This window comes from Metabacillus litoralis, assembly GCF_007994985.1.
Lineage (GTDB): Bacteria > Bacillota > Bacilli > Bacillales > Bacillaceae > Metabacillus > Metabacillus litoralis.
Genome location: NZ_VOQF01000003.1, coordinates 261,512 through 282,532, shown reverse-complemented (window position 1 = coordinate 282,532; position 21,021 = coordinate 261,512). Strand labels below are relative to the sequence as shown.

The following is a 21,021-nucleotide window of genomic DNA, read 5'->3' as shown; positions in this document are numbered from 1 at the left end:
CGCTTTGGAACGAGCTTATTTATCTGATAGGGGAAAAGTAAGACAGCATAATGAAGATTGTGTTGGTGTATTTGAAAATAATGTTGGGATTTTAGCCATTGTAGCTGATGGTATGGGAGGTCATTTGGCTGGAGATGTTGCGAGCCAAATGACAATCTCAACATTCGAGTCATTATGGAATGAAGTTGAGAAAATTGATGGACCACAAGATGCTGAAACTTGGTTTAGAGATAAGGTAGCAGTAGTAAATAAAGCTGTATATGAGCATTCTATTGAGAACCCTGAATGTCAAGGTATGGGCACAACAATTGTTGGTGCAATCGTGACATCTAGCTTTGCGACAATAGGTCATATTGGTGATAGCCGTTGCTATTTATTAAATAATAGTGGCTATAAACAGGTTACACAGGACCACTCTCTAGTAAATGAATTAGTAAAATCAGGTCAAATTTCTAAGGAAGACGCAGAACATCATCCAAGGAAAAATGTACTATTAAGGGCACTAGGTACTGAACAGACAGTAGAGCTAGATGTGAAAACGATTGAATTTGAAGAAAATAATGTTCTTTTACTATGTTCAGATGGACTATCAAACAAAGTTACAGACGAAACAATGGAAAAAGAACTAACAAATATTGATAATCTTTCAAAAACAGCAACTACATTAGTCCAATTAGCAAATGATCATGGTGGAGAGGATAATATTACTTTAGTTGTTATCAAAAAGGCGACGCATGATGAATTAGGTGAAGAGCCGTGTTAATTGGCAAAAGAATCAGTGGTCGTTATAAAATTCTAGAAGTAATTGGCGGCGGCGGAATGGCAAATGTCTATTTAGCTAAAGATATGATTCTAGAACGAGAAGTAGCAATGAAGGTATTACGTTTTGATTTTTCCAACGATGATGAATTCATTAAACGCTTTAGAAGAGAAGCGCAGTCTGCTACAAGTCTAGCTCACCCTAATATTGTTAGTATATATGACGTTGGTGAGGAAGACGGAGTTTATTACATAGTGATGGAATACGTAGAGGGACAAACATTAAAGCAATATATCCAACAATTTGCCCCAATACATCCAAGAAAAGCAGTAAATATCATGGTTCAAATTGTATCAGCTATTCAACATGCACACGATAATCAAATCATTCATCGAGATATAAAGCCTCATAATATCTTAATCGATCATCATGGAAATGTAAAAGTGACAGATTTCGGAATTGCTATGGCATTAAGTTCAACAACTATTACACAAACAAACTCTGTACTAGGATCTGTACACTATCTTTCTCCTGAACAAGCAAGAGGTGGACTAGCTAATAAAAAGTCAGATATCTACTCGATAGGTATTGTGTTATTTGAACTTTTAACAGGTCGTCTACCATTTGATGGGGAGTCAGCTATATCGATAGCCCTGAAGCATTTACAGTCTGAAACACCATCAGCAAAAAGATGGAATCCTGATATTCCACAAAGCCTGGAAAATATAATTTTAAAATCAACAGCTAAAGATCCATTTCATCGCTATGAATCTACAGAAGAAATGGAAAAAGACTTAGAAACTGTATTTGAAGTGAGTAGAATTTCAGAACAACGTTTTACCATTCCTGATGACGATGAAGCGACTAAAGCCATACCGATTATTACGAATGACACGATTGAAAAAAACAAATTGGATGATACGCTAGTACGTCCACCAGTTAATAATCAAACTCATGATAATAATAAGCAAACAAAAAAGACCAAAAAGCCTAAAAAGAAAAAAAGTAAACTTGCTGTTTTTATTATTACTCTTTTTGTGATACTGGGACTTGCTGCTATTGCTGCTGTTACAGTCATTCCATCACTATTCTTGCCAAAGGATATTGAAGTACCAGATGTAACAAACAAATCTTATGAAGATGCTGTGAGTATTTTATATGAAGCTGGTTTTGAAGTTGGTGATCCAGAACTAGTTGCTCATGAAGAAATAGAAGAAGGTTATGTTATTAAGACAGATCCTGAAGCGAATACGGTAGTAAAAGAAGGTTCAACAGTTATCATACACGAAAGCACTGGTAAAGAAAAAGTTTTATTAGATGATTATGTTGACAGAAATATTGATCGGGTAAAATCAATACTTGAAATGAATGGGTTCACAGATATTAGAGTGAAAGAAGAAACACATGACTCTGCACAAGCTGGAACTATTCTTTTTCAAGACCCTGAGGTAGGAGAATATGTGATACCTTCAGAAGATACGATAGAATTTACTGTTAGTGCTGGTCCGAAGCTTATTAAAGTTAAAGACTTGAAAGGGCAAACGAAAAGCCAGGTTGATGAGTATATCAGTTCAGAAGGATTTAACGCAAGTGTGTCAGAGGTCCATTCAGAAGAAGTACCAGAAGGTCAAATTATCTCGCAATCACCAAGTGCTGGTGAGGAGGTTCAAAAGGGAACGAATCTATCTCTTGTTTATTCTCTAGGTCCAAAAGCTAAGCCGCCTAAAACTGTGTCAGAAACAGTTGTCATTCCATATGAACCAACTGAAGAAGGTCAGGAATTAGAAGTGTCAATATTAATTGATGATGCTGAAAATTCAATCTCTGAACCATACGATACCTTTAAAATAACTAGTACCCAAGAAAGAAAACTAGAATTCCTGATTAATCCTAGTGAAAGTGCGTTTTATCAAATTATTGTTGATAATAAGGTTGTTACTTCTAAAACAATACCCTATCCAGTCGATTAATTGATATTTTAAATTTAGATAACTATGATTACCTTATTAAGAAATCAAATGGTGAAATACCATCGAGGAGGTTATCCATGCCACAAGGGAAAATTGTAAAAGCTCTTAGTGGTTTTTACTATGTGCAAGATCAAGGTAGATTAGTTCAGTGTAGAGGTCGAGGTATTTTCCGCAAAAATAATATTTCTCCTTTAGTAGGAGATGAGGTGAAATATCAGGCGGAAAATGATCAAGAAGGTTATATTCTTGAAGTATTTGAGCGAAAGAATGAACTAGTAAGACCACCAATAAGCAATGTAGATCAAGCAATACTAGTATTTTCTGCTGTTGAACCAGATTTTAGTCCAACTCTTTTAGATCGTTTTCTTGTACTTATAGAGGCTAATGATATTGAGCCACTCATTGTCATTAGTAAGTCAGATCTTATTTCTTCAGAAGAAGTGAAAAAGAAAGTTCACAATTACGCAAAAGACTATGAAAATATAGGGTACAAAGTGTTGTTAACATCAACCGTAGAGTCAACTGTTGATGAAGATCTTTTACCACTTTTACAAAATAATATCTCTGTATTTGCTGGTCAATCTGGTGTTGGGAAATCTTCTTTATTAAATGTGTTAAGGCCGGATCTAGACTTGAAAACTGACGACATATCATCACACCTTGGTAGGGGAAAACACACAACTAGACATGTTGAATTAATATCTGTTGGTACAGGGTTTGTAGCAGATACTCCGGGATTTAGCTCGCTCGATTTCACTGGAATAGAGGTAGAAGATCTATCATATTGTTTTCCTGAAATGAGAGAAAGAAGCAGTGACTGTAAATTTCGAGGGTGTACACATATTAGAGAACCAAAATGTGCTGTAAAACAAGCGCTAGATAATGGAGAGATCCCACAGTATAGGTATGACCATTATGTAACATTTTTAGAAGAAATAAAAGATAGAAAGCCGAGGTACTAATATGATAAAGATAGCTCCGTCAATCTTATCGGCAGATTTTGCAAAATTGGGAGAAGAGATTAAAGAAGTAGAACATGCTGGTGCTGACTATATTCATGTAGATGTTATGGATGGTCATTTTGTTCCAAATATTACAATTGGTCCATTAATAGTTAATGCAATTCGTCCTATTACTAAATTGCCACTTGATGTGCATTTAATGATTGAACAGCCTGATTTATATATTGCAGAATTTGCTAATGCAGGTGCAGATATCATTACTGTACATGTTGAAGCATGCAGGCATCTACATCGTTCAATACAATTGATTAAGTCCCAAGGTATAAAAGCAGGTGTTGTTCTTAACCCTCATACACCGATTGAATCAATTCTCCATGTGTTAGAGGATATTGATATGGTGTTGTTAATGACTGTTAATCCAGGATTTGGGGGTCAAGCTTTTATCCCTCAAGTAGTACCAAAGATTAAACAATTGTCTGATATAATCAAAACTAGAAACTTATCTATTGAGATTGAAGTTGATGGTGGAATTAATGAAGAAACAGCTAAGCTAGTTGTTGATGCAGGGGCATCTGTTCTTGTCGCAGGTTCTGCAGTTTTTAATAAAGCTGATAGACGTAAAGCGATTCAAGATTTAAAGAAAGCAACGATATAACACAAGAAATAAGATTCTTAAAAAAATTTATAAAAAACGATTTAATTCCCATCCTAATATAGACTAGATTTAAGTCGAAATTTTAAAAGGAGGGTTTTAATGGACGTTTCAAAAAATGATTTGGCTATCATTGAACAAGCATTAAAGACAGCAGCTATAAATAGTACTGATTACGAAGAAATAGAACAGTATGAATCGGTATTAAAGAAGTTAGACAAAAATTCTTCTGCTCAAAATGATGGATTTAGGTATGACTATGATGATAGCTCATTTTAAACCAAGCTCTGACATATTTATATGTCAGGCTTTTTTCATATCAATTTTATTAAGGAAAGTAGTAAAGGAGAAACAATGAAGATAATTGCAATTGTTGCAGGCGGTCCTAGAGACGATTTAGTAAATTTAGAAGATTTCCATACTGAAGATGTTACATGGATAGGTGTAGATAGAGGAGTGACATATTTAAAGGAATTTGGGTTACCAATTCAAAATGCCTTTGGAGATTTTGATTCAATTTCTTCTTCGGAAATGGACAAACTGGTAGATTGTATTGAAGAAGTCGCAATCTTCTCTCCGGAAAAAGATAAAACAGATACAGAAATTGCATTAGAATGGTCGATTAATCAAAATCCGGAAAGTATTAAAATTTTTGGCGCAACAGGCGGGAGAATTGACCACTTATTCGCAAATATTCACCTGTTAATTCACTCAATAAAAAGTGAAACAGAAATAGAAATAATAGATCAACAAAATCGTATCACGCTTCATACTCCTGGTACATATACAATAAAGAAAGACAGAGATAAAAAATATACATCATTTATCCCGATAAGCATAGAGGTGAAGGGAATAACATTGGAGGGTTTTAAGTATCCTTTAAAAAATTGTCATATTGGATTAGGGTCAACATTATGTATTAGTAATGAACTCATTCATGAAGTAGGTACTTTTTCTTTTGAAGATGGCATATTAATAATGATAAGAAGCTGTGATTAGCATTGTTTGTCCAAAGTGGTTATAGGCGTCATTTTTTTAAAAAACTTGAATATAATGCTAGAGAACTGATTTATATTTTGATTATGACGTAGTAAAAACACCTTTGAACAAGCTAGCAAAAACTTGTTTAATCGATTTGGTTGAGGAGGGAAACAATGAAATTTTATACGATCAAATTACCGAAGTTTTTAGGAGGAATAGTTCGAGCGATGCTCGGTTCGTTTAAAAAAGACTAAGAAAAAAGCACCGTTATGTTCGGTGCTTTTTTCTTAGCTTATTCGTTTAATATTGTATGAATATGAAACAAAGTAGCAATTAGCCACTAAGATAAGCTATCATTCATGTTTTCTGCTTTATAGGTTCTTTCAAAAAGCTGATCGTTAAGCAATTAAATCTTTATTTGAATAAAAGTTTTATAGCTTCGCTACCTTCTTTTTGAAGTTCATCAAGTAAGTTTAAAATAAATTAAACTCGCTCAACTTTACCAGATCTTAAAGCGCGAGCAGATACATATACTTTTTTAGGTTTACCGTTAACTAAGATGCGAACTTTTTGAAGGTTTGCTCCCCAAGTACGTTTGTTAGCGTTCATCGCGTGAGAACGTGAATTACCTGAACGTGTCTTTCTACCAGTAACAACGCATTTACGTGCCATGTTATTCCCTCCTTACTACAAAAAAACCTTACATATTTTACGATAGTCATGTACATAGCCATGAGATACTTTAATAATTTATCATAACTACCATTAGAATGCAATACTTCTGATGGACTCCTTTCAAGAATTTTTCCTTGACATAGTATTTTTGATGTTGTTGTATAATAATAAGGATGTCTGCTTTTTTCACTTCGGACTTATAATCGCTTTTAAAATGAAGTTGCTTATAGTAAAATAGCTATAGCCAGTGCGAACAATTCCAAAGGGGGAACCATCATGTCCATTGAATTAAAAACTAAGTACGGACAAATTGATATATCCAATGAGGTCATTGCAACTGTTGCGGGCGGTGCCGCAATCGACTGCTACGGTATTGTTGGAATGGCATCAAAGAATCAAATAAAAGACGGCTTCACAGAGATTCTTAGAAAAGAGAACTTTAGCAAAGGTGTTATTGTTCGCCAAGATGATGATTCAATTAATATTGATATGTACATTATTGTCAGCTATGGTACAAAAATTTCTGAGGTCGCACATAACGTGCAAACGAAAGTAAGATATACGTTAGATCAAACAGTAGGACTTTCTGTTGATTCCGTTAATATTTTTGTACAAGGAGTTCGTGTTTCGAACCCATAGTAAGGAGGAAATTACCTGTGTCAATTACAACCTTAGATGGTAAGCGTTTTGCAGAGATGATCTTGCAAGGTGCAGACCACCTATCGAATAATGCAAAATTAGTCGATGCACTTAACGTTTTTCCAGTTCCTGATGGAGACACTGGAACAAATATGAATTTATCGATAACATCAGGAGCTAAAGAAGTTCGCAACCATCAGTCAGATCATATTGGTAAGGTTGGTCAAGCGTTATCAAAAGGCTTACTTATGGGTGCTCGAGGTAATTCTGGAGTAATCTTATCTCAATTATTTAGAGGATTTTCAAAATCTATAGAATCAAAGGCAACAATTACAGCTATTGAATTTGCGGATGCACTACAGGCTGGTGTGGATACTGCTTATAAAGCTGTTATGAAACCTGTTGAGGGGACTATTTTAACAGTTGCGAAAGATGCTGCTAGAGCTGCTGTAATCGCTTCAGAAACTGAGTCATCAATCGATAAATTGATGGAAATTACATTAAAGGAAGCTGAAGCTTCTTTGAAGCGTACACCTGATCTTCTTCCTGTTTTAAAAGAAGTTGGTGTTGTGGACAGTGGTGGACAAGGATTAGTATTTGTCTATGAAGGATTCTTGGCTATCTTAAAAGGTGAAAAGTTAGAAATTAATGCAAATAGACTTTCAATGGATGATCTTGTAAACGCTGAACATCATAAAAATGTTCAAGGTCATATGAATACAGAAGATATCGAGTTTGGTTATTGTACTGAGTTCATGGTCCGCTTTGAAGATGGTAAAAAAACTTTTGATGAAGAAGTTTTCCGTAATGATTTAAGTGAATTTGGAGATTCTTTGTTAGTTATATCTGATGATGATCTTGCTAAAGTACATATTCATGCTGAACACCCAGGTGATGTACTATCATATGGACAGAAATATGGTAATCTCATTAACATGAAGATTGAAAATATGCGTCAACAGCATACAGATATCGTTGGTGAAAAAGTAGAAAAGTCCGTTCCACAAAAGCAGGATACAAAAAAAGAAAGAAGTAAGTTTGGCATTGTAACAGTTTCAATGGGTAGTGGAATAGCAGAATTATTTAGAAGTATTGGCGCAAACATGGTCATTGAAGGTGGTCAAACGATGAATCCTAGTACGGAGGATATCGTGAAAGCCATACATGAGGTTAATGCTGATAATATTATTATATTACCGAACAATTCAAACATCGTTATGGCGGCACAGCAAGCTGCTTCTGTAGTAGATGAGAATGTAATTGTTATTCCTTCTAAAACTGTTCCACAAGGAATGGCGGCCCTACTTTCGTTCAATCCAACTGCTGAGCCAAGTGATGTGGAGTCGACAATGGTTGATGCTTTAAGTAGTGTAAAGAGCGGTCAAATTACATTTGCTGTTAGAGATACCAATATAGATGGCCTTGATATTGAAAAAGGTGACTTTATGGGAATCTCAAATGGGAAAATTGTTTTGACTGAACGTGATCAATTATTAGCTTCTCAAAAACTTCTCTCTGAAATGATTACTGAAGATGACGAGATCTTAACAATCATTCAAGGTGAAGATGCAAATGATGAAGAAGTTGAAAAACTTGTAACGTTTGCTGAAGAGAAATTTGATCATGTCGAGGTTGAGGTTCATAGAGGTGAACAGCCTCTGTATTCTTATATATTCTCAGTAGAATAATTAAAGGCTCTTTTCTGAAAGATTGTTGCTAATTGCCCTAATTATACAGTTGGACCATTGTTGTTATTGCATAATAAGGTACTAATCTTTGAAGAAAAGATGTCAGCATTCTTGATACAGTGTTGATTACTTGGAATTACAAAAGCAACAAAGTTTACGAAAACAGCCTAATTAAAAAACAAAAGAAAACTCGGCCACGTGTCGGGTTTTCTTTTGTTTTTTATTAATTCATTGAAAAATGTGAATAAATAAATATTTCTTAGTTATTTTTGTCTAAGTACCGTTAAGAGTAAAATCTGTTAAACTAAGAATTAGAATGTTTTTAAATACTAAATACATTAAATTCACTTATATTTATAAATCAATTTAATACGCTTGTTTCACTCTGTTACCTTTAATGATATGAAAATGAGGAGAGGATTAGCAATGAAATATCGAAGTGTTTTTGATATTATTGGTCCAATTATGATTGGTCCATCTAGCTCCCATACAGCGGGTGCGGCAAGAATTGGACGGGTAGCAAGAACCTTATTTGATCGTGAACCAAAATGGGCAACGATTTCGCTATATGGATCTTTTGCACAGACATATCGTGGTCATGGAACAGATATTGCGCTAATTGGTGGTTTGTTGGATTTCGATACCTATGATGAACGAATAAAATCATCCTTAGAAATAGCGAAAGATAAGGGAATAAAGGTATCCTTTATTGAAGAAGATGCCATTACAGATCACCCTAATACAGCAAGATTGATTATAGGTGATGATTACGGACAATTAGAGTTAGTTGGAGTATCAATCGGTGGTGGAAAGATTGAAATCACTGAGCTTAATGGTTTTGAATTGAAGCTCTCTGGAAATCATCCAGCTATTTTGGTTGTTCATAATGATCGTTACGGTGCAATTGCTTCTGTTGCAAATATACTGGCAAAACATGCAATTAACATCGGGCATATGGATGTTTCCAGAAAAGAAGTTGGTCAGCTAGCATTGATGACAATTGAAACAGATCAAAATTTAAGTAAAGACGTTTTAGAAGAGTTAAAAACCTTACCAAATATATTACAAGTAACTAAAATAGATGATTAGCTTTACAGAATGATTGTAAATGCATTTAGAGGGGAGAAATCATTATGTTTCGAAATGTGGAGGAACTTGTTTCACTAGCTGAGAATAAAGGCGTCAAAATTGCGGAAATAATGATTCAACAGGAGTGTAAAGTAACAAATAGAACACGTGAAGATGTTATGGCACAAATGGAACGTAATTTAGTTGTTATGGAACAAGCGGTTGAAAGAGGCTTAGCTGGAGTTAAATCACATTCTGGTTTAACTGGAGGAGATGCTGTACTTTTACAATCTTATATTGATGAAGGGAAGTTTCTATCAGGAAGCACGATCCTTGATGCAGTAAGTAAAGCAGTTGCGACTAACGAAGTAAATGCAGCAATGGGAACGATTTGTGCCACACCAACTGCTGGCTCAGCGGGTGTTGTTCCAGGTACGCTTTTTGCTGTCAAAAATAAGTTGAATCCTAGCCGAAAAGAAATGATTGAGTATTTATTTACATCAGGTGCATTTGGTTTTGTTATCGCCAACAATGCTTCAATATCAGGTGCAGCTGGGGGGTGTCAAGCTGAGGTGGGATCTGCTTCTGGCATGGCAGCAGCTGCCATTGTCGAATTAGCAGGTGGATCACCTCGTCAAGCGGCAACTGCAATGGCAATTACTTTAAAAAATATGCTTGGACTCGTTTGCGATCCTGTTGCTGGATTAGTAGAAGTACCTTGTGTGAAAAGGAATGCTATGGGAGCTGCGAATGCAATGGTTGCGGCGGATATGGCTTTAGCAGGAATTACAAGTAGAATCCCTTGTGATGAGGTAATTGATGCAATGTTTAAAATAGGTCAAATGATGCCGAATGCTTTAAAAGAAACAGCGCAAGGGGGGTTAGCAGCGACTCCTACTGGTCAACAACTTAAGACCAAGATTTTCGGGGATTCGCAAAAATAACGTGATAAATAGACTAGTAGAACCAATTACTCATTTAAGAGGAGTAGGAGAAGAAACAGCAGTTCTATTGCACGATATGGGGATTTATTCGATTAATGATTTAATTGAGTATTTTCCTTATCGTTATGATGACAATAGTCTAAAAGATTTAGAAGAAGTTAAACATGATGAACGTGTTACTGTTGAAGGTGTTATACACAGTGAACCGATTCTTACTTACTTTGGGAAAAAACGTTCGAGACTCACGTTTAGATTATTAGTAGGTCGATATTTACTTTCCGTTGTGTGTTTTAACAGACCTTATTTTAAAAGTAAGCTTATTCTGAATTCAACAATTACTGTTACTGGAAAATGGGATAAGAATAGACAAACAATAACAGCTCAAGAAGTTAATTTCGGACCGAAAAAGGAAGCATCTGGAATAGAGCCAGTTTATTCTGTAAAAGGGAAGTTAACGGTTAAAGGAATGAGAAAGTTCATTTCAATTGCTATGAAGGAATATTTCGAAGAGATCGATGAGATGCTTCCTTCCGAGCTTTTACAAAAATACAAACTTATGACAAGAAAAGTTGCTATTCAAACAATGCATGCTCCAATTGAACAGGCAAATTTAAAACAAGCTAGAAGAAGATTTGTTTATGAAGAATTCTTATTGTTTCAATTGAAAATGCAGGCTTTACGAAAGGTACAAAGAGAACAATCTAAAGGGTTGACCCAGAAATATTCACAAGATGATCTAAATCTATTTATTAAAGCATTGCCTTTTCCTCTAACAAGTGCACAATCACGAGTGATAGATGAAATATTGAATGATATGAAATCACCTTATCGGATGAATAGACTGCTACAGGGAGATGTTGGTTCAGGTAAAACAGTAGTAGCAGCAATATCAATATATGCGACTATACTTTCAGGATATCAGGGAGCATTAATGGTTCCAACTGAAATACTAGCAGAACAACATGCCGAGTCTTTATATAAATTGTTTGAACCATTTAAAATTAACATTGCTCTCTTAACTAGCTCTGTTAAAGGAAAGAAAAGAAAAGAATTGTTAGAAAGACTGAAGAATAATGATATTCAATTATTAATAGGTACTCACGCTCTAATACAAGATGAAATCCATTTTCATAAACTAGGATTAGTGATAACAGATGAGCAGCATCGATTTGGTGTTGAACAAAGACGAATGCTTCGAGAAAAGGGAGCAAACACCGATGTTTTGTTTATGACAGCAACACCTATTCCTCGAACTCTTGCTATTACTGCTTTTGGTGAAATGGATGTGTCAGTTATTGATGAGTTACCTGCTGGTAGAAAATCAATTGAAACATATTGGGTTAAACCAGATATGTTAGATCGAATATTGACATTTATTGAAAAGGAAATAGCAAAAGGACGTCAAGCATACGTAATATGTCCTTTAATAGAAGAATCTGAGAAGTTAGATGTACAAAATGCGTTGGATGTTCATAGTATGCTAACTCAATTTTTTCAAAATCGATATAAAGTGGGACTTATGCATGGTAGGCTATCCTCAGATGAAAAGGATGCTGTAATGCGAAGCTTTAGTGAAAATGATGTTCATGTATTAGTATCAACAACTGTTGTAGAGGTAGGGGTAAATGTACCAAATGCTACGACAATGGTGATTTATGATGCGGAGCGTTTTGGTTTATCACAGCTTCATCAGCTACGTGGACGAGTTGGAAGAGGTAGCGAACAATCATATTGTATTTTACTTGCAGATCCAAAATCGGAAACAGGTAAAGAACGAATGAAGATTATGACGGAAACAAATGACGGTTTTGTCCTTTCTGAAAGAGATCTTGAGCTTAGAGGACCTGGAGATTTCTTTGGGAAAAAACAGAGTGGAATGCCTGTGTTTAAAGTTGCTGATATGGTGCACGATTATCGTGCATTAGAGGTTGCAAGACAAGATGCTGTAGAACTAGTGCGCTCAGATGCGTTTTGGAAAGATGAAAAATATGCTGGTTTAAGAATTCAGTTAACTCACTCTGGTATCCTTAATGGAGAGAAATTAGATTGAGAGACTTAAATTAGATTCTAAAAAGTACGGTATATACCTTATTAAGACTATGTTTGTAAACAGATTACCTATTAAAAACAGATTGCATTTGTCTTGCAATCTGTTTTCTTTATCTATATACTACTATTAGTACCTAGTCTTAATAGTTCGGACGGTGTCATAAATATTATGAAAAAAAACAAAAAAGATAGACAACTATTACTACAGGAAACAATAGTGAACACTCCATTTATCACAGATGAAGAGCTTGCTGAAAAGTTTCAAGTTAGTATTCAGACGATTAGGTTAGATCGTCTAGAATTATCTATTCCTGAATTAAGAGAACGAATTAAGCATGTAGCAGAGAAAAAACTAGATGATGAAGTTAAAGCACTACCAATAGAGGAAGTAATTGGTGATATTATAGATCTTCAGCTAGATGAATCTGCCATTTCAATATTAGAAATAAAAAAAGAACATGTTTTTAGTCGTAATCAAATTGCACGTGGTCACCATTTATTTGCTCAAGCAAATTCATTAGCTGTTGCGATGATTAATGATGAATTAGCACTTACTGCTAAAGCAAATATTCATTTTACTAGACAGGTAAAAGAAAACGAACGTGTTATTGCAAAAGCAAAGATTATTAAAAATGATTCTGAAAATAGAAGAACGCTTATCGAGGTAAATAGTTATGTAGTGAATGAATTGGTTTTTTCTGGAGAATTTGAAATGTTTCGTTCAAATCCAACACAAAGGTAGGTAACGATAAAAATGAAATTGGCAATTGATGCAATGGGCGGAGACAATGCTCCTCAAGCAGTGGTAGAAGGAGTTATGAAAGCTATAACTGAATTTCCTGATTTAGAGGTGACTCTTTTTGGGAAAGAAGATCAAATAAAACAATTCCTAACAGACTCTACTAGAATTACAATTATACATACTGATGAAGTGATAGAAGGCACTGATGAACCTGTTCGAGCAGTGAAAAGGAAGAAAAATTCTTCGATGGTATTAATGGCTAATGAAGTAAAGGAAAAACGTGCAGACGGTTGTATATCAGCTGGAAATACAGGTGCTCTGATGACAGCTGGTTTATTTGTTGTTGGACGAATTAAAGGAATTGAAAGGCCGGCATTATCACCAACACTACCGACTTTAAACGGTGATGGATTTCTTTTCTTAGATGTGGGAGCGAATGTGGATGCAAAACCAGAGCATCTTCAGCAATATGCAATAATGGGCTCAATCTATGTAGAAAAAGTACGGGGAATTAAAAACCCACGTATTGGCTTGTTGAATATTGGCACTGAAGATAAAAAGGGTAATGAATTGACTAGACAAGCTTTTGAGTTATTAAAACATACGGACCTTAATTTTGTCGGTAATGTCGAGTCACGTGATTTAATGAGTGGTGTAGCAGATGTTATTGTTACAGACGGATTTACAGGGAATATAGCATTGAAAACAATAGAAGGAACTGCACTATCTGTGTTTTCAATGTTGAAATCAGCTTTAACTAGTAACCTTAAATCGAAGCTAGCAGCTGGTGTGTTAAAACCTCAACTAAGAGGGATTAAACAGCAGATGGATTATTCAGAATATGGTGGTGCTGCCCTATTCGGCTTACAAGCACCTGTTGTTAAAGCACATGGTTCTTCTGATGCTAATGCGATCTATAATGCAATTCGCCAGACTCGTGATATGGTAGCTAACAATGTTTCTGAAACAATTTATAATTCATTAGAAGCAAATTCAAGTAACAAAGCATAAAATGGGAGGGCTTTTTGTATGTCAAAAATCGCATTTTTATTTCCAGGACAAGGATCTCAAACAGTTGGAATGGGGAAAGAACTGTTTGACCAAATCCAGGAAGCGAAGTTAATTTTTGAGAAGGCTGATCAAAAATTAACTCAAAATCTTTCAGAATTAATTTTTGAAGGACCTCAGGAAACATTAACACAAACTTTTAATGCTCAGCCGGCATTACTTACAACAAGTATTGCTATTTTAGAAGGCTTGAAAAAGTATAATATTAACCCTGATTACCTAGCAGGTCATAGTTTAGGTGAATATACTGCACTTGTTGCTGCTGGTGTTTTAAGCTTTGAGGATGCAGTTTTTGCTGTAAAAAAACGTGGTGAATTTATGGAAGAAGCAGTTCCCTCTGGTAAAGGAGCTATGGCTGCTATTTTAGGTATGGGATCAGAAGAATTAGAAGCTATTACAGAAGAGATTTCTAAAGCTGGTGATTCTGTACAATTAGCAAACTTAAACTGCCCAGGTCAAATTGTTATTTCAGGAACAACTGAGGGAGTTGAAAAAGCTTCAGTTTTAGCTAAAGAAAAGGGAGCAAAAAGAGCAATACCTTTAGTAGTTAGTGGACCTTTTCATTCTGAGTTAATGAAGCCAGCAGCGTCACAACTAAGTAAAGTTCTATCTGAATTAAATTTTAATGCAGCCTATAAACCTATTATTGCCAATGTCACAGCAATGCCTGTTGTTGATCAAGAAGAAATTAAAGAGTTACTAGTAAAACAGTTATACTCTCCTGTTAGATGGGAAGAATCAGTAAGAGCTATGCTTGATAAAGGTGTGACAACTTTTATTGAGATTGGTCCGGGAAAAGTTTTAACAGGGTTAGTTAAAAAAATAGATCGTTCAGCAACTGTACATAATATTTATGATATTGAAACGATGACATCTGTTATAGAGAAACTTAAGGGGGAATAGTCATGTTAAATAACAAAGTTGCACTTGTTACAGGTGCTTCCAGAGGGATCGGAAAAGCTATTGCTTTAGATTTAGCTCAGAATGGAGCTAGTATTGCTGTTAACTACGCTGGAAATGAAGCAAAAGCAAATGAAGTTGTAGATGAAATTAAAGCAAATGGTGGACAGGCAATTGCCATTAAAGCAGATGTTTCAAACCAAGATGATGTACAACAGATGATAAAAGCAGTTATTGGGGAATTTGTTTCATTAGATATTTTGGTTAATAATGCAGGGATAACACGTGATAATCTTTTAATGAGAATGAAAGATGATGAATGGGATGATGTTATCAATACAAATCTTAAAGGTGTCTTCCTGTGTACAAAAGGCGTAACTAGACAAATGATGAAGCAAAGAAATGGTCGCATAATTAATATAACTTCTATCGTGGGAGTGAGTGGGAATCCTGGGCAAGCAAATTATGTTGCAGCTAAAGCTGGGGTAATTGGTTTAACAAAAACAACAGCTAAGGAATTAGCATCACGGAATATAAATGTTAATGCTGTAGCACCTGGATTCATCACAACAGATATGACAGATGAACTGTCAGAAGAAGTTAAATCAGAAATGCTTAAACAAATTCCACTCGCAAAATTAGGAGAACCAAGTGATATTGCAAATTTAGTCACATTTCTTGCTTCTGAGAAAAGCAAATATATTACAGGTCAAACAATGCATGTTAATGGCGGAATGTTCATGTAATAGATCTTAGCTATTAAAATTTAGTAGCTAATTATCTATCTTTCATCGAAAAATACAAGATGAAACCTAGTTTTTTAAAATGAAATACACTATAATACTTGAGGGGAGGTGAAGTAAAATGGCAGATGTATTAGAACGTGTAACAAAGATTATCGTTGACCGTTTAGGTGTTGATGAAGCTGAAGTAAAGTTAGAGTCATCATTCAAAGATGATCTTGGTGCAGATTCCCTTGATGTAGTTGAGCTTGTTATGGAACTTGAAGATGAGTTCGATATGGAAATTTCTGATGAAGATGCAGAAAAGATCGGTACAGTGGGTGACGCTGTTAACTACATAAATAGCACACAATAATATGTTGCTTTAAAAGTCCCGTAGTTTTACGGGACTTTAACCCTTTTTAACGTTCTTTTAAATTTGGGGAAAAGTTAGTTGAGAATATGATTAAATGAAAAGTTTAACTTGACATAAGCCACTCCATAATTCAAGGAATTTCCCTTCAATTATGAAGTGACTTATCTAAGGCGTAGCTTTCGCTTTTAAAATGGAGGTTCCTATGTTATGGCAAGAAATATTAATTATAAAGAAAGAAGAACCTTTGCAAAAAAAGCAGAGGAATTTAAAAAATTTCAAGAGCGTATAGGTCATTCTTTTAAGAATGAAAAACTTCTATATCAAGCATTTACACATTCATCATATGTAAATGAGCATCGTAAAAAGCCATATGAAGATAATGAGAGGTTGGAGTTTTTAGGAGATGCAGTTTTAGAACTAACGATATCCCAATATCTCTACAAAAAATATCCCATGATGAGTGAAGGTGAATTAACTAAATTGCGTGCTGCGATTGTTTGTGAACCATCGTTAGTAGCATTTGCAAATCATCTTTCTTTTGGAAGTTTGGTCCTGCTAGGTAAAGGTGAGGAGATGACAGGTGGTCGTGCTCGTCCAGCATTGCTAGCAGATGTATTTGAGGCATTTATTGGTGCTTTATATTTAGATCAAGGCTTAGAAGCTGCAGTGCAATTTTTAGACCAGTTTGTCATTCCGAAAGTGGATGAAGGTGCTTTTTCTCATGTGATGGATTTTAAAAGCCAACTACAAGAGCTTGTACAACGTGATACTAAAGGTATGTTAGAGTATAAAATTTTGCAAGAGAAAGGCCCTGCTCATAATCGGGAATTTATATCAACTGTTTCGTTAAATGGCGAGGTTTTTGGGACAGGAAGCGGGAAATCTAAAAAAGAAGCAGAACAGCATGCAGCTCAAGAGGCATTATCAAAATTGCAACAAATTAATAAATAAATTTCTTCAAAGGACAGGCTCGTTTGTACGTGTAACCCTAAACACTTCTTTTTAGTTAAGGGAATTATACAAATAACGAGTTGTCCTTTTTTCTTAGATTAAATATCTATAAAGTTATCACCTAGGTTCGACATATTATGATAAAATATTTAAGAATTATTATTTCTCAAAAATAATAGGATAATTAAAACACTTGTTGTATAAATATTTTCAAATTGTACTACACATCTACTAATAAATTATATAAAACAAGATAGTTTAACAAAGGAAAAAACATAAATAGAATAGTAAGGAGGATCACAATGTTCCTCAAACGATTGGATATTGTAGGATTCAAGTCCTTTGCTGAAAGAGTAACAGTTGATTTTGTTAATGGAGTTACAGCGGTAGTTGGACCTAATGGAAGTGGCAAAAGTAATATAACAGACGGTATAAGATGGGTGTTAGGTGAACAATCTGCTAAATCTCTTCGTGGAGCAAAAATGGAAGATATCATTTTTGCAGGAAGTGATTCGAGAAAAGGCCTTAATGTAGCAGAAGTTACACTTACTTTAGATAATACAGATCAATTTTTACCTATAGATTACCATGAAGTGAGTGTAACACGACGTGTTTTTCGCTCAGGTGAAAGTGAGTTCTTTATTAATAAACAAGGATGTCGTTTAAAGGATATCGTTGACTTGTTTATGGATTCCGGATTAGGTAAAGAGGCATTTTCAATTATAAGTCAAGGCAAGGTAGAAGAGATTTTAAGTAGTAAATCTGAAGAACGAAGAAGCATTTTTGAAGAAGCTGCAGGTGTTTTAAAATATAAATCCCGTAAAAAGAAAGCCGAATATAAATTAGCAGAAACACAAGAAAATCTAAACCGTGTACAAGATATTCTTCACGAACTAGAAGTTCAAGTTGAACCATTGAAAATTCAGGCTTCTATTGCTAAGGATTATCTTGAACAAAAGAAAGAACTAGAGCAGATAGAAGTTGCTTTAACGGTTTATGAAATTGAAGAGCTGCACGAAAAATATGAATCACTTTCGAAATCTGTTGAGGTGGGTAAGGATCAAGAGCTAAATCTGTCAGCTATGATGCAAAAGCGTGAAGCGGATGTTGAAAAGATGAAAGATCATTTAACTGCACTGGACGATTCTATTGATGACCTTCAACAGGTTTTATTACTAGCTAGTGAGGAACTTGAGAAACTAGAAGGACGTAAAGAAGTCCTTAAAGAACGTAAGAAAAATGCACATCAAAATAAGGCTCAATTAGAAAAAACGATTGAAGAGCTAAAAGAGCGTATTTCTCTGTTGAAGCAAGATAAACGAGAGCAGGAAGCTTTCTTAAATAGCAGTGAAAGTGAATTAAAAGCCATCAAACACCAATTAGCCGAAAAGCAAAAGCTATTTTCAACATATGATCAAAATATGGAAGAATTAATTGAAGGTTTGAAAAGTGAGTACTTTGAGCTACTAAATGAACAAGCATCAGCTCGTAATGAAATTAGCTATATAGATGAACAATTGAGTCAACAAGAACGTAAAAATACACGACTGTTAGATTCTAACAAACGTTATGTAACTGAACGTGAAGAAATATATGAAAAGAAAAAGCTAATAGAAGAAAATTATTCTTTAATAGAGAAAAAGTTATCAGATCAGATAAAAGAGTTTCGCGATTTATCAAACAAGCTAGATAATCTAAAAAATTCTTATCAAAAGAAAGAATCTGCTTTATATCAAGCATATCAGCTTTTGCAACAATCGCGGTCACGTAAAGAAGTTCTAGAATCAATGCAAGAAGATTATGCAGGCTTCTTTCAAGGTGTAAAGGAAGTATTAAAGGCTAAGGATCAGATTCCTGGCATTCATGGGGCAGTTGCAGAGTTAGTGTCTACAGCAAAAGAATATGAAACAGCAATCGAAATTGCTTTAAGTAGCTCTATGCAACATGTTGTTGTTGAAGATGAAGCTTCTGCGAGAAAAGCTATCCAATTTTTAAAATCTAATTCATATGGTAGAGCAACTTTTCTTCCTTTAACTGTTATGAAAGAAAGATCAATAAACCCTCATGATCTTACAACAATTCAGAATCACCAAGCTTTTGTTGGTGTTGCAACAAATTTGGTGAAATATAATCAACAGTTTAAATCAATTATCGGAAATTTGCTAGGTACTGTAATTGTTACTTCAGATTTAAAAGGTGCAAATGAGATTGCTAAACTGATGAATTATCGCTATCGACTTGTAACTCTTCAGGGAGATGTTGTTAACCCTGGTGGATCTATGACAGGTGGAGCAGTAAAGCAAAAGAATAACTCTTTATTAAGTCGTCAACGTGAGTTAGAAACACTTGTAGGTAAGTTAGCTGTAATGGATGAAAAAACAGCGGAGCTTGAACAAGATGTAAAGTCTATCAAACAAGCTATCCAAAATAAAGAAAGAGAACAAGAGCAGTTACGTGCTACCGGGGAAGAGCTGCGTTTAGAAGAACAGAAGATTAGAAGTGAAATAAGAGAGATTGAATTAAATGAAAAAAATATAAATGATCATTTAAGAATTTATGACGCTGAGTTAGAATCATTTGATTCAGAAAAGGTGAAGAATGCAAAACGAAAAGACGAGCTTTCAGTAAATATACAAAGTATTGCTGAGAAATTAGTTAAACTAGATGCAGAAATCGATTCATTGTCGAAAAAGAAAACATCACAGCAAACATCCAAAGATGAATTGCAGAACGAATTAACCGAATTAAAAATTGTACTTGCTAGCAAGCAACAAGTTTATGAAAATCACAAGGAAAAAGTTGAAAGAATTCATGAAGAGCTTTCACAATCAGAACAAAAATATGAAGAAACGACAGATGATTATTCGTTGCTTTCAAATGAAATGAATTCTAGTTCATCAGGTGAGGAAAAATTAGAAGAAGCAGCAAAAATGAAGCTGCAGGATAAAACGAAAACCATTGAGTTAATAGCTAGTAGAAGAGAAGAACGTCTTCAACTTCAGGAAAAGCTTGAAAATGAAGAAAGAGAATTGAAAGAATTAAAACGTCAAGATAAACAGTTACGAGATATATTAAAGGATGAAGAAGTTAAGCTGAATCGTTTAGATGTTGAATTAGATAACCGTTTAAATCATCTTCGTGAGGAATATTTTTTAACATACGAAGGTGCTAAAGAGCAGTATACTTTAGAGATAGATGTTAATGATGCTAGAAAAAGAGTGAAGCTAATTAAGCTTGCAATTGATGAGTTAGGAACGGTAAACTTAGGAGCGATTGATGAATATGAACGTGTATCAGAGCGGTATAATTTCTTAACAGAACAAAAAGATGACCTATTAGAAGCAAAGGATACTCTATACCAAGTTATTGATGAAATGGACGAAGAAATGATAAAGCGATTTGAGGAAACCTTCAATGCCATTCGCTCACATTTTGAATCTGTTTTTCAGGCACTATTTGGTGGTGGACGAGCTGAGCTGAAATTAACTAATCCTGAAGATATACTAAATACTGGTGTTGACATAGTCGCTCAGCCTCCAGGGAAAAAGTTGCAGAATCTAGGGTTACTATCAGGTGGGGAACGTGCTTTAACTGCCATTGCACTCTTATTTTCAATTTTAAAGGTACGTCCTGTTCCATTTTGTGTACTTGATGAAGTTGAGGCGGCATTGGATGAAGCAAATGTGTATCGTTTTGCTCAGTACTTGAAAAAATTCAGTCATGAAACTCAATTTATTGTTATAACGCATCGAAAAGGAACAATGGAAGAAGCTGATGTCTTGTATGGTGTAACTATGCAAGAATCAGGAGTATCTAAGCTTGTATCTGTTAGACTTGAAGAAACAAAAGAATTAGTACAATCTAGTTGAAGGGA

20 protein-coding genes are annotated in these 21,021 nt (G+C 34.8%); 19 read left to right on the top strand and 1 reads right to left on the bottom strand.

Going from position 1 to position 21,021, the window contains the following annotated elements:
• Nucleotides 1-4: 4 nt before the first annotated feature.
• The 7 genes from FS935_RS06385 (at nt 5) to spoVM (ending at nt 5,579) form a co-directional block, all read left to right on the top strand.
• A complete protein-coding gene (locus tag FS935_RS06385) occupies nt 5-763 on the top strand; it encodes a Stp1/IreP family PP2C-type Ser/Thr phosphatase (RefSeq protein WP_146946748.1) in 759 nt (252 codons plus the stop codon).
• Nucleotides 757-2,730, top strand: coding sequence for a Stk1 family PASTA domain-containing Ser/Thr kinase (gene pknB, locus FS935_RS06380; RefSeq protein WP_146946747.1), 1,974 nt, complete (start codon nt 757-759; stop codon nt 2,728-2,730). Before FS935_RS06385 ends, pknB begins: the two co-directional genes overlap by 7 nt.
• A gap of 77 nt (nt 2,731-2,807) precedes the next feature.
• On the top strand, nt 2,808-3,692 hold the full coding sequence (gene rsgA, locus FS935_RS06375) for a ribosome small subunit-dependent GTPase A (RefSeq protein ID WP_146946746.1): 885 nt from the start codon (nt 2,808-2,810) through the stop codon (nt 3,690-3,692).
• 1 nt (nt 3,693) lies between these two features.
• The gene (rpe, locus tag FS935_RS06370) at nt 3,694-4,347 is read left to right on the top strand and encodes a ribulose-phosphate 3-epimerase (RefSeq protein WP_146946745.1); all 654 of its coding nucleotides are present in this window, start codon (nt 3,694-3,696) and stop codon (nt 4,345-4,347) included.
• Nucleotides 4,348-4,446: 99 nt separating this feature from the next.
• Nucleotides 4,447-4,623 (top strand): hypothetical protein, encoded by a 177-nt coding sequence (locus tag FS935_RS23600; RefSeq protein WP_168714468.1) that lies wholly within the window; start codon nt 4,447-4,449, stop codon nt 4,621-4,623.
• A gap of 75 nt (nt 4,624-4,698) precedes the next feature.
• Nucleotides 4,699-5,343 (top strand): thiamine diphosphokinase, encoded by a 645-nt coding sequence (locus tag FS935_RS06365; RefSeq protein WP_146946744.1) that lies wholly within the window; start codon nt 4,699-4,701, stop codon nt 5,341-5,343.
• A 155-nt stretch (nt 5,344-5,498) separates the two neighbouring features.
• The gene (gene spoVM / locus FS935_RS06360) at nt 5,499-5,579 is read left to right on the top strand and encodes a stage V sporulation protein SpoVM (protein WP_003328987.1); all 81 of its coding nucleotides are present in this window, start codon (nt 5,499-5,501) and stop codon (nt 5,577-5,579) included.
• Nucleotides 5,580-5,808: 229 nt separating this feature from the next.
• Here the strand turns inward: spoVM and rpmB are convergent, their stop codons facing one another.
• Nucleotides 5,809-5,997 (bottom strand): 50S ribosomal protein L28, encoded by a 189-nt coding sequence (gene rpmB, locus FS935_RS06355; protein WP_046514638.1) that lies wholly within the window; start codon nt 5,995-5,997, stop codon nt 5,809-5,811.
• Nucleotides 5,998-6,276: 279 nt separating this feature from the next.
• Between rpmB and FS935_RS06350 the strand changes: the two genes are divergently transcribed.
• From FS935_RS06350 to smc, 12 genes are all read left to right on the top strand, one after another.
• Complete coding sequence (locus FS935_RS06350) at nt 6,277-6,639, top strand: Asp23/Gls24 family envelope stress response protein (RefSeq protein WP_146946743.1); 363 nt, start codon at nt 6,277-6,279, stop codon at nt 6,637-6,639.
• A 17-nt stretch (nt 6,640-6,656) separates the two neighbouring features.
• The gene (locus FS935_RS06345) at nt 6,657-8,327 is read left to right on the top strand and encodes a DAK2 domain-containing protein (protein WP_146946742.1); all 1,671 of its coding nucleotides are present in this window, start codon (nt 6,657-6,659) and stop codon (nt 8,325-8,327) included.
• A gap of 426 nt (nt 8,328-8,753) precedes the next feature.
• Nucleotides 8,754-9,416, top strand: coding sequence for an L-serine ammonia-lyase, iron-sulfur-dependent subunit beta (gene sdaAB / locus FS935_RS06340; protein ID WP_146946741.1), 663 nt, complete (start codon nt 8,754-8,756; stop codon nt 9,414-9,416).
• Nucleotides 9,417-9,460: 44 nt separating this feature from the next.
• The gene (gene sdaAA, locus FS935_RS06335; protein WP_146946740.1) at nt 9,461-10,339 is read left to right on the top strand and encodes an L-serine ammonia-lyase, iron-sulfur-dependent, subunit alpha; all 879 of its coding nucleotides are present in this window, start codon (nt 9,461-9,463) and stop codon (nt 10,337-10,339) included.
• 4 nt (nt 10,340-10,343) lie between these two features.
• Complete coding sequence (recG, locus tag FS935_RS06330; RefSeq protein ID WP_146947084.1) at nt 10,344-12,389, top strand: ATP-dependent DNA helicase RecG; 2,046 nt, start codon at nt 10,344-10,346, stop codon at nt 12,387-12,389.
• Nucleotides 12,390-12,557: 168 nt separating this feature from the next.
• Complete coding sequence (gene fapR / locus FS935_RS06325; protein WP_146946739.1) at nt 12,558-13,130, top strand: transcription factor FapR; 573 nt, start codon at nt 12,558-12,560, stop codon at nt 13,128-13,130.
• 12 nt (nt 13,131-13,142) lie between these two features.
• The gene (gene plsX / locus FS935_RS06320) at nt 13,143-14,141 is read left to right on the top strand and encodes a phosphate acyltransferase PlsX (RefSeq protein ID WP_146946738.1); all 999 of its coding nucleotides are present in this window, start codon (nt 13,143-13,145) and stop codon (nt 14,139-14,141) included.
• Nucleotides 14,142-14,159: 18 nt separating this feature from the next.
• Complete coding sequence (gene fabD, locus FS935_RS06315; protein WP_146946737.1) at nt 14,160-15,101, top strand: ACP S-malonyltransferase; 942 nt, start codon at nt 14,160-14,162, stop codon at nt 15,099-15,101.
• 2 nt (nt 15,102-15,103) lie between these two features.
• A complete protein-coding gene (gene fabG / locus FS935_RS06310; RefSeq protein WP_146946736.1) occupies nt 15,104-15,844 on the top strand; it encodes a 3-oxoacyl-[acyl-carrier-protein] reductase in 741 nt (246 codons plus the stop codon).
• A 118-nt stretch (nt 15,845-15,962) separates the two neighbouring features.
• Nucleotides 15,963-16,196, top strand: a complete 234-nt coding sequence (acpP, locus tag FS935_RS06305; protein WP_146946735.1) for an acyl carrier protein — start codon at nt 15,963-15,965, stop codon at nt 16,194-16,196.
• A 207-nt stretch (nt 16,197-16,403) separates the two neighbouring features.
• Nucleotides 16,404-17,147: a ribonuclease III gene (gene rnc / locus FS935_RS06300; RefSeq protein WP_146946734.1), complete on the top strand. Its 744-nt coding sequence runs from the start codon at nt 16,404-16,406 to the stop codon at nt 17,145-17,147.
• Between the two features lie 302 nt (nt 17,148-17,449).
• Nucleotides 17,450-21,016 (top strand): chromosome segregation protein SMC, encoded by a 3,567-nt coding sequence (gene smc / locus FS935_RS06295; protein ID WP_146946733.1) that lies wholly within the window; start codon nt 17,450-17,452, stop codon nt 21,014-21,016.
• Nucleotides 21,017-21,021 lie beyond the last annotated feature (5 nt).